Source organism: Mesorhizobium sp. 8 (assembly GCF_006351905.1).
In the GTDB taxonomy this organism is placed as follows: domain Bacteria; phylum Pseudomonadota; class Alphaproteobacteria; order Rhizobiales; family Rhizobiaceae; genus Mesorhizobium; species Mesorhizobium composti.
Window position 1 is genome coordinate 4,771,700 of record NZ_CP040914.1, and the last position, 13,969, is coordinate 4,785,668.

Genomic DNA, 13,969 nt, shown 5'->3' on the forward strand with positions numbered 1-13,969 from the left:
CGGGAGCCTCGATGGCGACTATTCTTCTGCAAGCGGCGGGTGCCTATCTCGGTGGCCTGCTCGGTCCTGTCGGCACGGCCATTGGCACTGCTGCCGGCGCTCTGGCCGGCTATGCCGTCGACCGGGCGCTGATCAACGGCACCAACCGCATCGAGGGATCTCGTCTCAGCGGCGCGCGTCCGTTCACCGCCGAGGAGGGCGTGGCGCTGCCGCGTCTCTACGGCACGGCGCGGCTTGGCGGCATCCTGATCTGGGCGACACGTTTCGAAGAGAGCAAGGCGACCCGGCGGCAGGGCAAGCTCGGCCCCAAGGTCACCGAATATTCCTACTACGCCAATGTCGCCTTCGCGCTGTGCGAAGGCCAGATCGCCGGCATCCGCCGCATCTGGGCGGACGGTCGCGAGATCGATCGCGAGACGGTCGAACTGCGCGTCTATCAGGGTACGGCTGGGCAACCGGCCGATCCGCTGATCGAAGCAAAGCAGGGTGCCGGCAATACGCCCGCCTACCGGGACGTCGCTTACGTCGTGCTCGACAGGCTGCCGATCGGTGACTACGGCAATCGTGTTCCGCAGATGCAGTTCGAGGTCATCCGTCCGGTTGGCGCGCTCCATCGATCCGTGCGCGCCGTCGCGCTGCTTCCGGGCGCCATCGAATATGGCCTGTCGCCAGCCCTCGTCAGCCGGCAGTACCGGCCCGGCGAAGCGGATGCGGTGAACCGCAACGTCCTCTTCGCCGGGACCGATATCGCGGCCTCGCTCGACGAATTGCAGGCGACATGCCCCAATCTCCAGCACGTGGCGCTCATCGTCACCTGGTTCGGCGACGATCTGAGGGCAGGGCACTGCCGCATCCGCCCGGCCGTGACGACCGCTGGCGGCGATGGGCTGTCCAGCGATTGGGTCGTGTCCGGCGTCCAGCGCGCCGATGCGCCAGTCGTTTCCTGGCATGACGGCGGCGCAGCCTATGGTGGCACGCCGTCCGACCGCAGTGTGATCGACGCTATTGCCGAGATCAAGGCGCGCGGACTGGGCGTCACGCTCTACCCCTTCCTGATGATGGACATACCCGATGGCAACGGCTTGCCCGATCCCTATGGACGGCCTGCACAGCCGAGCTATCCCTGGCGCGGCCGCATCACGGCGGAACTTGCCCCCCTGCTGCCCGGCAGTGCGGACCGGACTGCTGCGGCTCGCACGCAGGTCGATGCATTCTGTGGGGCAGCACTGCCTGGCCAATTCTCCGCATCCGGCGGCGATACGATCACGTTTTCCGGATCAGCCAGCGACTGGGGATACCGGCGGCTGATCCTCCACTATGCCCATCTGGCCGCGCGCGCGGGCGGCGTCGATGCTTTTCTGATCGGCAGCGAACTGCGCGGGTTGACGACATTGCGCGACCAGGCGGATGCTTTTCCCTTCGTCGAGCAGCTTTGCGCGCTGGCGGCGGATGCCCGGACGGTGCTCGGGGCGGGCACGCACATCACCTATGGCGCCGACTGGAGCGAGTATTTCGGCCACCATCCGGCCGACGGCAGTGGCGACGTCTTTTTCCATCTCGATGCGCTGTGGGCGCATCCTGCCATCGATGCGGTCGGCATCGACAACTATATGCCGCTGTCCGACTGGCGCGACGCCGACTATGCCGGCGGCAATCCGGACGGCTTCGCGAGCCCCTACGATCCGGCGGGCCTTGCCGGCGCCATTGCCGGCGGCGAGGGCTTCGACTGGTACTATCCCGATGCAGAGGCGCGCGAAGCCCGCGTCCGCGTGCCGATCATGGATGGCGCCTACGGCAAGCCGTGGACCTATCGCTACAAGGACATCGTGAGCTGGTGGTCCAACAGGCATTTCGACCGTATCGGAGGGATGGAGAAAGCGTCTCCGACCGCCTGGGTGCCGCAGGCCAAGCCGATATGGATGACGGAATTGGGCTGTCCGGCGGTCGACAAGGGACCGAACCAGCCGAATGTCTTTCCAGATCCGAAATCGGCCGAGAACGGCATGCCTTATTTCTCGGGTGGCGGCCGCTCGGACGCTGCCCAGCATCGTTTCCTGGAAGCGCATGCCCGCCACTGGGATGCCGCCGCCGTCGGTTCCGACGATGCGGCCAATCCGCTTTCATCCGTCTATGGCGGTCGCATGGTGGACTTTTCGCGCATCTACATCTGGGCGTGGGATGCCAGACCCTTTCCCGCCTTTCCGCTGCGCGGCGACCTATGGAGCGACGGCGCGAACTGGAACCGCGGCCATTGGCTGAACGGCCGCATCGCCAATCCGGCCCTGGGCGATCTCGTCAACGCGATCCTGACGGACCATGGCCAGTCCATGGCCGACACCGGCGCCGTGACCGGCTCCGTCGTCGGTTATGTGGTCGATGATCCCACCTCCGCGCGCGCTGCGCTGGAGCCGCTGCTCGACCTGTTCGGTCTTGTCGTGGCGCAAGGGGCCGACCGGCTGGTGCTGCGGCAGACAGGCGCTTCCGGCACCGCTGCTCTGGCGGTAAGCGAATTCGTCGCGGTGTCGGACGGGCCGGTAGTCGAGACGAAGCGCGAGCCCAATCATAATCTGCCGGCCGAAGCGATCCTGACTTTCCGCGATCCGCTCGGCGAATACCAGGCGGCGTCGGTCCGCAGCGTTCGGCTTGGCGCGCCGGGGAGTCGGCAACACGCGCTCTCCTTCCCCGGCGTGCTGGAGGCCGGCCAGGCCCGAGCCCTGCTTGACGATTGGCTGAAGCGCACCTGGTACGGCCGCGAGACGACCAGCTTTTCCCTGCCGCAGCCGCAGGTCGATGTGGCTCTCGGCACCATCGTCACGGTCGCGGCATCCGGCAATCCTTCCGAGTTCATCGTCACCGAGGTCGAGGACGGTCTGGTCCGCAAGGTCTCGGCCCGACAGATCACACGCGGTGCCCCGGCGGTTTGGTCGGGCGCGCTGCCCTCGGTAAGTGTGAGCGCGCCGGCGATCGTCGGCCAACCGCACGTCCTTTTCCTGGATCTGCCGGCGGTGGTGGGAAGCGGTGCGCCGCAGGACCAGTTCCGTGTGGCCGCCTGGCAAAAGCCGTGGCGCAGCCAGGCGCTTTTCGTCGCTCCCGAAGAGTCCGGTTTCACGGCTCGCGCGCTCGTAACAAAGCGCGCGAGCCTCGGCCGCCTGACGGCCGCTCTCGGTTCCGGTTTTGCCGGGAGGATCGACCGTGCCGGTTCGCTCTTCGTCGAACTGTTCGATGCCGGGATTGCCAGTATCAGCCGTCTCCAGCTGTTGAACGGTGCCAATGCGGCAGCTGTCCGTTCGGTCACCGGCGCATGGGAAATCCTGCAATTCGAAGCCGCCGAGGAGGTGGCGCCGCAGATCTGGAAGCTGTCCATTTTGCTGCGTGGCCAGCTCGGCACCACCGACGCCATGGCCGCAGGTGCACCGGCAGGCGCCGATTTTGTAGTCCTGGACGATGCGGTAACGCCGGCCGGCTTGCTGCCGGGCGAGGTCGGCCTGTCGCTGAACTGGCGAGCCGGGCCGTCTTCCCTCGATTTCTCCGCCGACAATTTCGTCCAGACCGCTCAGGTGGGCGGCGTGCGAGCGCTGTTGCCCTATGCGCCTGTCCATCTAAGGGCGACGCGCAGCGGCGGCGACGTGACGCTGTCCTGGATTCGATGCGGTCGCATCGACGCGGATCGATGGGAAGGCGGTGATGTTCCGCTGGGTGAGGAGACTGAACAATACCGGCTGGAAATCGCGCCTGTCGGTGGCCCGGCGATTCGGACAGTGGATGTGACGGAACCGCGCTGGACCTACGAAGCCGCTGCGATTGCGAGCGATTTCGGCAGCCTGCCTGCTGGTATCGATCTCACGGTTCGCCAGCTTGGCACGTCGATCGGCTGGGGCCTGCCCGCCAGCCGTCGTCTGGCGCTCGCCTGAGCTATCGCAATTTTCTCAACGAAAGGACCTTGCCATGACCACGAGCAAACCCTGGTATCTGTCCCGCACCATCTGGGCATCCATCGTGACAGTCCTGACCGGTGCCGCCGGCCTGACAGGCCTGCCCATCGACGGCGTCGACGGACAGGCGCTGACCGAAACGCTGCTTCAGATCGTCAGCGCCGTGTCGGGACTGGTGGCTATCTTTGGCCGGTTGTCGGCGAAGGCGAGGATAGGTTAGTGTAAGTGCAGGGGAGGCCGGGCAACGTTGCGTCCGGCTTTGTGGCGCGTGATTTCAGGGCGGATGCTTTGCGGGCGTTGCTGTGTTCATTCCATGTTCAGCACGGGTATATTAGAACGCTCGCCATGAAACGGCTGACCTCCCTTTTCGGAACTATCGCGCTGGCCTTGTGTGCCGGCGCCTTGTTCCTCGCGCAAGCCAGCGCCTTCTCGGTCGCCGTGCCGCATTATGTAGACCCGGTGTCGACGGTGGCGGCCGACTGTTACGCGGTGGGCCAGCGGGTGGCCGCGCAGAATGGCGGGACGCTCGCCAAGGCGTCGTCGGCCACGCGAGGCGGGCAGGCGGTCTGCGTGATCGTGGTGCTCGTGCCGGGCAAGGAAGGCGAACGTCCGCGCAGGGCCGAGATCGTCGTGCCGCAAGGCTGAGCCGCAAGGATCGGACCTCGTTTCCCAAGGTTTTGGAATCGCCTTATATCTGGTGTCTGGCGGGCAGAAAGGACACGATGCGCGTACTCGTCGTCGAGGATGACAAGGAACTCAACAGGCAGGTTTCCGACGCCTTGTCGGATGCCGGCTATGTCGTTGACCGGGCCTATGACGGCGAGGAGGGGCATTTCCTCGGCGATACCGAACCCTACGATGCCGTTGTGCTGGATATCGGTTTGCCGCAGATGGACGGCATCAGCGTGGTCGAGCGCTGGCGGCGCGATGGGCGCAAGATGCCGGTGCTCATCCTGACGGCGCGCGACCGCTGGAGCGACAAGGTCGCCGGTATCGACGCAGGCGCGGACGACTACGTCGCCAAGCCCTTTCATATCGAGGAGGTGCTTGCGCGCCTGCGCGCGCTGATCCGCCGTGCCGCCGGCCATGCCTCCTCGGAACTGACCTGCGGCCCGCTGCGCCTCGACACCAAGGCGTCGAAGGCCGACATCGACGGCGTGCCGCTGAAGCTGACGTCACACGAATTCCGCTTGCTCGCTTATCTGATGCACCATATGGGCGAAGTCGTCTCGCGGACCGAACTGGTGGAGCATCTCTACGATCAGGACTTCGATCGCGATTCCAACACGATCGAGGTTTTCGTCGGCCGCCTGCGCAAGAAGATGGGCATAGACCTCATCGAGACGGTGCGCGGCATGGGCTATCGCATGCGCGAGACGGAGGCTTGAGGCGGAACCGCTGCTGACCAGACCTCGTGCCGGAATGGCGCCGACGGTGCGTTTCTGGCTGCGCTCGCTGACTTTCCGGGTCGTCGCCTTCTCCACCGTTTGGGCGATCCTGACGCTGGTCGTCATCTTCACCCTCATCACCACGCTTTACCGCCAGACGAGCGAACGGGGTTTCGAGAGCCTCCTATCGGCCCACCTGTTCAATCTCATCGGCTCCGTCGGAATTTCGGATGCGGGCAATCTTACCGGCTCGCCGGACCTTGGCGATCTTAGGTTTTCCCAACCGAAATCGGGCTGGTATTGGTCGGTCGAGCCGGCATCGCCGGGAGTGAGCGGTAACTTGCGGTCGTTTTCGCTGACCCAGTCTATTCCCTCGCCGAGCGTTGCCGAGGTGCCGTTCAATTCGGCCTTCCAGCGTAAATACACAACGAAAGGCCTGAACGGCGAGGAGCTGGAAGTGTTCGAGAGCGAATTCGTGCTCGACGCCAAGAACCGTGCGGCGCGCTTTCGGGTCATGGGCAACCGTAGCGAACTCGAAACCGAGATCGCCACATTCCAGCGACGCCTGCTGACCTATCTGTCCATGTTCGGCGCTGGCATGATCGCCATCAATGCAATCGCCATCGTGCTCGGACTTCAGCCGCTGCGCCGGGTCAGGAATGCGCTGGCCATGGTGCGCGAGGGAACCGCGCGTCGGCTGGACGGTCGCTTTCCGACCGAGATCGAACCGCTGGCCAACGAAACCAATGCCTTGATCGAGAACAACAAGCGCATCGTCGAGCGATCGCGCACGCAGGTGGGCAATCTCGCCCATTCCCTCAAGACACCGCTGGCGGTGCTGCTGAACGAAGGCCGCGCCCTTGGCGATGCGCGTGGCCAGTTGATCGTCGACCAGGCTGCGTCGATGCAGAAGCAGGTCGAGCACTATCTGCAGCGTGCCCGCATGGCCGCCCAGCGCGACAGCGTCGTCTACCGGACCCCCGTCGGGCAGTTGGTGCAGCGGCTGGGCCGGGTCGTGCAGAAGCTCAACGCTCAGATTGCCGTTTCCTGGACGCTTCCGACCGAGGAGGTGATCTTCGCCGGTGAGCGCGAGGATCTCGAAGAGATATTGGGTAACCTGCTCGAAAACGCCGCCAAATGGGCAAGGAGCAAGGTGGCGATCGTCGTTAGCCCTGCCTTGCAGGCGGCAGACGGTACGGAATTGTTCGCGATCGCCATCGAGGACGACGGGCCGGGCATACCGGCGGACAAGGCGCGTGAAGCCCTCAAGCGCGGCAAGCGATTGGACGAGACCAAGCCGGGCACGGGCCTGGGGCTTGCCATTGTCGCCGATCTCGTCAACGAGTACGGGGGCGGACTGGCGCTTGAACAGTCCGCGATGGGCGGCCTGAGAGCCGTGGTCAGGTTGCGGAGTCTGCAATGATCGCCGGGAGGAGCCTTGTGGGTAGCCCAATTTCGGCCAAATATTGGCACTACCGGGGCGCTGAAGCGTGGGACGGCGCCTTGGAAACCGGTGTGGCATGAGAATTCGTTTGGTTCTGGTTTCCGGCCTTCTTGCCGGCATTGCCGGATGCAGCACTACTGGCTCGAACCAGGGCTCGGGTGTGTTCGCTGCGAACGCGGCCGGCGGCAAGGTTTCCTCGTCGGTCATTGCGGCCATGGGCGGCGGTCTCGTCAGCGGTTCGATCGGCGTCGGCCTGAGCGCCGATGAGAAGCGCAATGCGCTGGAAGCTGAATACAAAGCACTGGAATACACAGCGAGCGGGCAGGCGGTGGGCTGGAAGGGCGATCAGGCGGGCCATTACGGCGAAGTCGTCGCCGCGCAACCTTATCGTGTCGGCTCGCAGGACTGTCGCCAATATGCCCAGACCGTCCATGCTGGCGGCGGCGGTGTGACCGCGCGCGGAACGGCCTGCCGCAATGCCGATGGAAGCTGGTCGCTACTGAACTGAACCGCATCGCATCGGCCATGGCGGGAAGCGATCGGCCAGGATTCGGCCAAAGCGTCGCAGGACGCTGTAGTTGGCAGATCGTGGCCGCGCGTTTATTTGGGATGCCATGCTCTTTTGGATCATCGCCGCCGCCTTGACGCTGGCCGCCAGCCTGTCGGTGCTGCTGCCGCTGGCAGGCGGAGCTTCGCGCCGTCTGGCTGGCTCAAGCCCCGATGTGGCGGTGTATCGCGACCAACTCGCGGAACTCGATCGCGATCTCGGCCGAGGCTTGATCCAGTCTACCGAAGCCGAGCAGGCGCGGGCCGAGATTGGCCGTCGTCTCCTGCGTGCCGATGCAGTCGCGTCCAATGGTGGCGTGGCTCGATCGAACGGAGCCGCGCTCAGGGTCATCTCGGCGGCGGCCGTACTTGCCATCCCGCTGGTCAGTTGGGGCGTTTATGGGATGCTCGGTTCGCCCGATCTGCCGTCGCAACCGCTTGCAGAGCGGATGGCGAAGAACCCGGCCGACAGTTCGGTGGACGAACTGGTGGCGCGCGCGGAAGCGCATCTGGCGGCCGATCCTTCCGATGGCAAGGGATGGGACGTGCTGGCCCCGATCTATCTGCGCCTGCAGCGCTTTTCGGACGCCGTGACGGCATACCGCAACGCCATCCGCCTCGAAGGGTCGACGGCGGCCCGTCAGGCAGGCCTGGGCGAAGCGTTGGCCTATGTCTCGAACGGCATCGTTTCGGCCGAGGCGCAGGCCGCCTTCGAGGCCGCGCTGAAGCTCGATTCCATGAATCCCAAGGCCGTCTTCTATCTGGCGATGGCCGCATCGCAGGAAGGCCGCACGGGAGACGCCAAGGCCAGCTGGCAGCGGATGCTGGCCGCGCTGCCGGCAGATTCGCCGTGGCGCCGCGCCGCACAGGAAGCCCTGGCGGAAGCGGACGGTCGGCAGGCGCCGGCTGCTGGCGACGGCCCCTCGCAGCAGGACATGGCGGCAGCGCAGGCCATGTCGCCGCAGGATCGCGCCGCCATGATCGAAACGATGGTGGCGAGCCTGGATGAAAAACTGCGCCGTGATCCGGACGACGCGGACGGCTGGATGCGGCTTGTCCGTTCCTATGTCGTGCTGGGCAAGACAGACCAGGCGCGCGACGCGCTGACGCGCGGTGTCGCCGCCCTCGGAGCCGACAGCGAGGCCGCGAAGAAAGTGTCCGCTTTTGCAGCATCGCTCGGGCTGGCGGCGACGGAGTAGGCCATGACACGCAAGCAGAAGCGGCTGTCAGTGATCGTGGGAGGTCTGGTGTTCCTTGCCGCCGCAACGGGACTGACTTTCTACGCGCTGGGCCAGAAGGCGTCCTACTTCTACATGCCCGCCGATCTTGCCACCGCTACGGTCCAGCCCGGACAGCGCATCCGCCTGGGCGGGCTCGTGGAGAAGGGCAGCATCGTGCGCGGCCAAGGTGCTACTGTCGCTTTCGCGGTGACCGACCACGAAAAATCCGTCAAGGTGACCTACACCGGCATCCTGCCCGACCTCTTTCGGGAAGAGCAGGGCGTCATAACCGAGGGTACTTTCGGTCAGGATGGGACTTTCGTCGCCGACAGCGTGCTCGCCAAGCATGACGAACGCTATATGCCGAAGGAAGTCGCCGACGGGTTGAAGGCCAAGGGTGTCTGGGTCGAGAGCGAGAGCCAGTAGCAGCCATGGTTGAAATCGGACATTTCGCGCTCGTTCTGGCCCTCGCGCTGGCTTTGGTGCAGATGATCGTTCCGCTCGTCGGCGCGCGTGTCGGCAGCCAGTCGATGATGGCAGTTGCCGGCCCGGTGACGGTAACCGGCTTCGCGCTGACGGCCCTGTCCTTTACGGCGTTGGCGATCGCCTATGCGCGGTCCGATTTTTCGGTCGCCAATGTTTGGGAGAATTCGCACTCCCTTCAACCGCTCATCTACAAGATCACCGGCACCTGGGGAAACCACGAAGGTTCCATGCTTTTGTGGGTTCTGATCCTCACCTTTTTCGGCGCGCTGGTCGCCGTCTTCGGTACCAACCTGCCCGCCACACTAAAGGCGAACGTACTGGCCGTGCAGGGCGCGATCGGGACCGCTTTCTTCCTGTTCATCCTCGTCACTTCCAACCCGTTCGCACGGCTTTCGCCGGCGCCGGTCGAGGGGCGCGACCTCAACCCGATCCTGCAGGATTTCGGCCTCGCGGTTCACCCGCCGCTGCTTTATCTCGGCTATGTCGGCTTTTCCGTCTGCTTCTCCTTTTCGGTCGCGGCCCTTATCGAGGGGCGCATCGACGCCGCCTGGGCGCGCTGGGTGCGTCCGTGGACGCTTGTGTCTTGGATTTTCCTGACTGGCGGCATCGCTATGGGCTCCTATTGGGCCTACTACGAGCTCGGCTGGGGCGGCTTCTGGTTCTGGGATCCGGTCGAGAATGCGTCCTTCATGCCGTGGCTGGCCGGCACCGCGCTGCTGCATTCGGCTATCGTCATGGAAAAGCGTTCCGCCCTGAAGATCTGGACGCTGCTTCTGGCCATCCTCACCTTCTCGTTGTCGCTACTCGGAACCTTCCTGGTGCGGTCGGGCGTGCTCACCTCCGTCCATGCCTTCGCCACCGATCCGACCCGAGGCGTCTTCATCCTGGCGATCCTGATGCTGTTCATCGGCGGCTCGCTGGCGCTGTTTGCGCTGCGTGCTTCCACCTTGGCGGCAGGCGGCCTGTTCCAGCCGATTTCCCGCGAAGGCGCGCTGGTGCTCAACAACCTGTTCCTGACGACGGCCACCGCGACCGTACTCATTGGCACGCTCTACCCTCTCGCCGTCGAGGCGCTTTCGGCCGACAAGATTTCGGTCGGCGCCCCCTTCTTCAACACGACTTTCGCCCCGCTCATGATCCCGTTGCTGCTTCTGGTGCCGTTCGGCCCGCTGCTTGCCTGGAAGCGTGGCGATGTCCTGGCCGCCGCACAGCGCCTTATGGTCGCCTTCGCGGCGGCATTGCTGGCGGCGCTGGTGACGCTGGTCTTCATCGACGGCGCCTCCGTACTGGCCGCGCTGGGTGCCGGTCTGGCCTTCTGGCTGATTTGCGGCGCGCTCACCGATCTTGCCGTCAAGGCCGGCGTCGGCAATGTCGCCTGGAATGTCTCGGCGCGGCGGTTGGTCGGTCTTCCTCGCTCGATCTTCGGCACGGCTATTGCTCATCTCGGCCTTGGGCTGACGCTGCTCGGCATGGTCGGGACGCTGTGCTTCGGGGCGGAGCGTATCCTGTCCATGCATGCCGGCGAGACGGTCGAAATCGCCGGCCGCGCCTTGCGTTTCGATGGACTGTACCCGGCACCCGGACCGAACTACACCGAGCAGAACGGCCGCTTCGTCCTCTTGAATGCGGCCGGCGCGGCCTCCGGTGAGGTCACGTCCTCGAAACGGTTCTATCCCGTGAGGCAGATGACCACGACGGAAGCCGGCATCAGGACGATCGGCTTCAGCCAGCTCTATATTTCGCTCGGCGACGAAGGCGCAGACGGTTCCGTGGTCGTGCGCATCTGGTGGAAGCCGCTGGTGACGCTGATCTGGGGCGGCGGACTGGTGATGATGGTCGGTGGCGCCATGTCGCTGGCGGATCGGCGTCTGCGTGTCGGCGCGCCGGCACGACGCCGCAACAAAGCGGTCGCGGCAGGCGGAGCCGGCGTCTCGTGAACCGCGCTCGCACCGCCTTGCTTTCCCTGTCCCTGCTGTTCGTGCTTGCCCTGTCGGGCGTGGCGCAGGCAGTCAAACCCGACGAGATGCTGGCCGATCCCGCGCTCGAGGCGAGGGCTCGCGCCCTGTCCGAAGGGCTGCGCTGCATGGTCTGCCAGAACCAGTCGATCGACGAATCCGACGCCGATCTCGCCCGCGATCTCCGCATCCTCGTTCGCGAGCGCCTGAAGGCGGGGGACACCGACAAGCAGGTCATCGACTATATCGTCTCGCGCTATGGCGAATTCGTCCTGTTGAAACCGCGTTTCGAGCTTCGCACGCTGCTTCTATGGGGCGCTCCGGTGCTGCTTCTTCTGGCCGGCGGCCTGTTCGTCTTTCGCGCCAGCCGGGCCGGAAGGCCGGCTGAAGCCGAGGCATTGTCCGAGCAGGAGAAGGCTGCGCTCGAAACCTTGCTCAAACGCGAATAGATCACATCCTCCCGAATCGCGTCCTCCAACATTACGATTTTGTCATGTACCGGCCATCGCCCGGTAATGTGGTGCTCTCTATCTCTGTGGCTATCGGATGCTTCCAACGCATTCTGCCCCCGAATTCCTTCTTCAGAGGAAAGAGATTGATGAACACCGCTTCCAAGCTCCCCCGCACCCGCAGCCGCCTGTCGGCCGCCGCTGCCTCGCTGGCAATCGCAGGCGCGATCGGGTTCGGCGCCGTCACCACCGGGACCGCTCCGGTGCTGGCCGACGCTGTCAAGGTCGAGGCTCCCCAGGTTCCGAGTTTCGCCGACGTTGTCGAGCATGTCTCGCCGGCCGTCGTCAGTGTCCGTGTCAAGGCAAAGATCCAGCCCGCCTCCGACGACGGCCCGGACTTCTTCCAGGGCCCCGACGGCTTGCCCGACAATCCGCAGCTTCGTCGCTTCTTCAAGGAATTCCATTTCGGCGACCGTAACGACAATCGCTGGCATCAGCGCCGCGACCGTCGCGGCGACAAGCCGCGTCCGGTGGCGCAGGGCTCCGGCTTCTTCATCTCGGAGGACGGCTACGTTGTCACCAACAACCACGTCGTCGAGGAAGGCTCTGCCTTCACCGTCGTGACGGACGACGGCAAGGAACTGGACGCCAAGCTGATAGGCACCGACCCCCGCACCGATCTCGCGGTGCTGAAGGTGGACGGCAAGGGCCAGAAATTCACCTATGTCGATTTCGCCGACGATTCGAAGGTTCGGGTCGGCGACTGGGTGGTCGCCGTCGGCAACCCGTTCGGCCTCGGCGGCACCGTCACCGCCGGTATCATCTCGGCGCGCGGCCGTGACATCGGTGCCGGTCCCTACGACGACTTCATCCAGATCGATGCGGCCGTCAACCGCGGCAACTCTGGCGGTCCCGCCTTCAACCTGAGCGGTCAGGTGGTCGGCATCAACACCGCCATCTTCTCGCCCTCGGGCGGCAACGTCGGCATTGCCTTCGCCATTCCCGCCTCGACCGCCAAGATGGTCGTGCAGGATCTTATGAAGGACGGCAGCGTCGAGCGTGGTTGGCTGGGCGTCGAGATCCAGCCCGTCACCGACGACATCGCCGAATCGCTCGGCCTGTCGTCAGCCAAGGGCGCGTTGGTGGCGAGTTCCCAGGACGGCAGCCCGGCGAAGAAGGCCGGCATCGTGCCCGGCGACGTTATCACCCAGGTCGACGGCAAGGACGTCGCCTCGACCAAGGAACTGGCGCGCCTGATCGGCGCCTATGCGCCGGGCAAGTCGGTCGACGTCACCGTCTGGCGCAACGGCAAGGCCGAAACCGTCAAGGTCGATCTCGGCACGCTGCCGAAAAGCGACAAGCAGGCTTCGAACGACGACCAGCAAAGCGCGCCGGTGAAGCCCGACAGCCTTGCCGATCTCGGCCTCACGGTCACGAAATCCGATGACGGCAAGGGGCTCGTCGTCACCGATGTCGACCCCGACAGCGATGCCGCCGATCGCGGCATCCAAGCAGGCGACGTAATCACCGCCGTCAATTCGCAGGACGTGGCCGGCCCCGACGACATCACCAAGGCGATGGCGGAAGCCGCCAAGGCGGGCCGTAAATCTGTACTCGTCCAGATCAGCCGCGACGACAACAACCGCTTCGTCGCCCTGCCGGTCGCCAAGGGCTGACCGGGACCCTTTTCCCATGCTGCGGTTTCAACACCCCCGAGCCGCGGCATGGGAAAGCATGGAACCGGGTACGTTTGTCAGTCATCGCATCCGGTTCCAGCGGCAGCGGGTCCCATCACCCGCTGCCGCAAAGCTTTGCGAGGTTTGAGCCATGGCTGCCGCCAGAACCGCAGGAATCGCGTATAACGATGCCATGAAGATTCTTGTCATCGAAGACGATCGCGAGGCTGCCAACTATCTGGAAAAGGCTTTTACCGAGGCCGGCCATACCGCGCACGTCGCCGGCGACGGCGAAACGGGCTTTGCGTTGGCCGATTCCGGCGACTACGACGTGATGGTGGTGGATCGCATGATGCCGCGCCGCGACGGTTTGTCGGTCATTGCCGCGCTGCGCTCCCGCGGCAATACGACCCCGGTGCTCATCCTGTCCGCGCTCGGTGAGGTGGATGACCGCGTCACCGGCCTGCGTGCCGGCGGCGATGACTATCTGACCAAGCCCTACGCCTTTTCGGAACTGCTGGCGCGTGTCGAGGTGCTGAACCGGCGTGCAAGCGCCAAGGAAAGCGAGACCGTCTATCGGGTCGGTGACCTGGAACTGGACAGGTTGTCCCATTCGGTCCGCCGCGCCGGGCGCGAGATCACCCTGCAGCCGCGCGAATTCCGCCTGCTTGAATATCTGATGCGTCATGCGGGACAGGTGGTGACCCGCACCATGCTCCTCGAAAACGTCTGGGACTACCATTTCGATCCGCAGACCAATGTCATCGACGTGCATGTCTCCAGGCTGCGCGGCAAGATCGAGAAGGGTTTCGACGCGCCGATCCTGCATACGATCCGTGGCGCCGGATACATGCTGAGGGGCGACTAGCTTTC

General features: G+C 64.9%; 12 protein-coding genes. All 12 read left to right on the forward strand.

Going from position 1 to position 13,969, the window contains the following annotated elements:
* The first annotated feature begins 11 nt into the window (after positions 1 to 11).
* The 12 genes from FGU64_RS22995 to FGU64_RS23050 all read left to right on the forward strand — a co-directional run bounded on the left by FGU64_RS22995 (position 12) and on the right by FGU64_RS23050 (position 13,964).
* Positions 12 to 3,911, forward strand: coding sequence for a glycoside hydrolase/phage tail family protein (locus FGU64_RS22995; RefSeq protein ID WP_139955187.1), 3,900 nt, complete (start codon positions 12 to 14; stop codon positions 3,909 to 3,911).
* A 34-nt stretch (positions 3,912 to 3,945) separates the two neighbouring features.
* Entirely contained in the window at positions 3,946 to 4,152 is a 207-nt protein-coding gene (locus tag FGU64_RS23000) for a hypothetical protein (protein WP_139955188.1), read from the forward strand.
* A 125-nt stretch (positions 4,153 to 4,277) separates the two neighbouring features.
* The gene (locus tag FGU64_RS23005) at positions 4,278 to 4,577 is read left to right on the forward strand and encodes a hypothetical protein (protein WP_139955189.1); all 300 of its coding nucleotides are present in this window, start codon (positions 4,278 to 4,280) and stop codon (positions 4,575 to 4,577) included.
* A gap of 77 nt (positions 4,578 to 4,654) precedes the next feature.
* Positions 4,655 to 5,320 (forward strand): response regulator transcription factor, encoded by a 666-nt coding sequence (locus FGU64_RS23010; protein WP_136357951.1) that lies wholly within the window; start codon positions 4,655 to 4,657, stop codon positions 5,318 to 5,320.
* 34 nt (positions 5,321 to 5,354) lie between these two features.
* On the forward strand, positions 5,355 to 6,743 hold the full coding sequence (locus FGU64_RS23015; protein ID WP_139955190.1) for an ATP-binding protein: 1,389 nt from the start codon (positions 5,355 to 5,357) through the stop codon (positions 6,741 to 6,743).
* Between the two features lie 109 nt (positions 6,744 to 6,852).
* Positions 6,853 to 7,272 carry an RT0821/Lpp0805 family surface protein gene (locus FGU64_RS23020; RefSeq protein ID WP_348639780.1) on the forward strand — a complete coding sequence of 140 codons (420 nt, stop codon included), beginning with the start codon at positions 6,853 to 6,855 and terminating at the stop codon, positions 7,270 to 7,272.
* Between the two features lie 106 nt (positions 7,273 to 7,378).
* Positions 7,379 to 8,509 carry a c-type cytochrome biogenesis protein CcmI gene (gene ccmI / locus FGU64_RS23025; protein WP_139955192.1) on the forward strand — a complete coding sequence of 377 codons (1,131 nt, stop codon included), beginning with the start codon at positions 7,379 to 7,381 and terminating at the stop codon, positions 8,507 to 8,509.
* Between the two features lie 3 nt (positions 8,510 to 8,512).
* Positions 8,513 to 8,956 (forward strand): cytochrome c maturation protein CcmE, encoded by a 444-nt coding sequence (gene ccmE / locus FGU64_RS23030; RefSeq protein ID WP_139955193.1) that lies wholly within the window; start codon positions 8,513 to 8,515, stop codon positions 8,954 to 8,956.
* A gap of 5 nt (positions 8,957 to 8,961) precedes the next feature.
* The gene (locus FGU64_RS23035) at positions 8,962 to 10,953 is read left to right on the forward strand and encodes a heme lyase CcmF/NrfE family subunit (protein WP_139955194.1); all 1,992 of its coding nucleotides are present in this window, start codon (positions 8,962 to 8,964) and stop codon (positions 10,951 to 10,953) included.
* A gap of 86 nt (positions 10,954 to 11,039) precedes the next feature.
* Positions 11,040 to 11,420 (forward strand): cytochrome c-type biogenesis protein, encoded by a 381-nt coding sequence (locus FGU64_RS23040; protein WP_246671394.1) that lies wholly within the window; start codon positions 11,040 to 11,042, stop codon positions 11,418 to 11,420.
* A 149-nt stretch (positions 11,421 to 11,569) separates the two neighbouring features.
* Positions 11,570 to 13,096 carry a DegQ family serine endoprotease gene (locus tag FGU64_RS23045; protein ID WP_139955195.1) on the forward strand — a complete coding sequence of 509 codons (1,527 nt, stop codon included), beginning with the start codon at positions 11,570 to 11,572 and terminating at the stop codon, positions 13,094 to 13,096.
* Positions 13,097 to 13,289: 193 nt separating this feature from the next.
* The gene (locus FGU64_RS23050) at positions 13,290 to 13,964 is read left to right on the forward strand and encodes a response regulator transcription factor (protein ID WP_136357964.1); all 675 of its coding nucleotides are present in this window, start codon (positions 13,290 to 13,292) and stop codon (positions 13,962 to 13,964) included.
* Positions 13,965 to 13,969: the final 5 nt, after the last annotated feature.

Coding starts and splice junctions, on each gene's coding strand:
- FGU64_RS22995 (WP_139955187.1), top strand. CDS start 12: ATGGCGACTATTCTTCTGCAAGCGGCGGGTGCCTATCTCGGTGGCCTG.
- FGU64_RS23000 (WP_139955188.1), top strand. CDS start 3,946: ATGACCACGAGCAAACCCTGGTATCTGTCCCGCACCATCTGGGCATCC.
- FGU64_RS23005 (WP_139955189.1), top strand. CDS start 4,278: ATGAAACGGCTGACCTCCCTTTTCGGAACTATCGCGCTGGCCTTGTGT.
- FGU64_RS23010 (WP_136357951.1), top strand. CDS start 4,655: ATGCGCGTACTCGTCGTCGAGGATGACAAGGAACTCAACAGGCAGGTT.
- FGU64_RS23015 (WP_139955190.1), top strand. CDS start 5,355: ATGGCGCCGACGGTGCGTTTCTGGCTGCGCTCGCTGACTTTCCGGGTC.
- ccmI (WP_139955192.1), top strand. CDS start 7,379: ATGCTCTTTTGGATCATCGCCGCCGCCTTGACGCTGGCCGCCAGCCTG.
- ccmE (WP_139955193.1), top strand. CDS start 8,513: ATGACACGCAAGCAGAAGCGGCTGTCAGTGATCGTGGGAGGTCTGGTG.
- FGU64_RS23035 (WP_139955194.1), top strand. CDS start 8,962: ATGGTTGAAATCGGACATTTCGCGCTCGTTCTGGCCCTCGCGCTGGCT.
- FGU64_RS23040 (WP_246671394.1), top strand. CDS start 11,040: ATGCTGGCCGATCCCGCGCTCGAGGCGAGGGCTCGCGCCCTGTCCGAA.
- FGU64_RS23045 (WP_139955195.1), top strand. CDS start 11,570: ATGAACACCGCTTCCAAGCTCCCCCGCACCCGCAGCCGCCTGTCGGCC.
- FGU64_RS23050 (WP_136357964.1), top strand. CDS start 13,290: ATGAAGATTCTTGTCATCGAAGACGATCGCGAGGCTGCCAACTATCTG.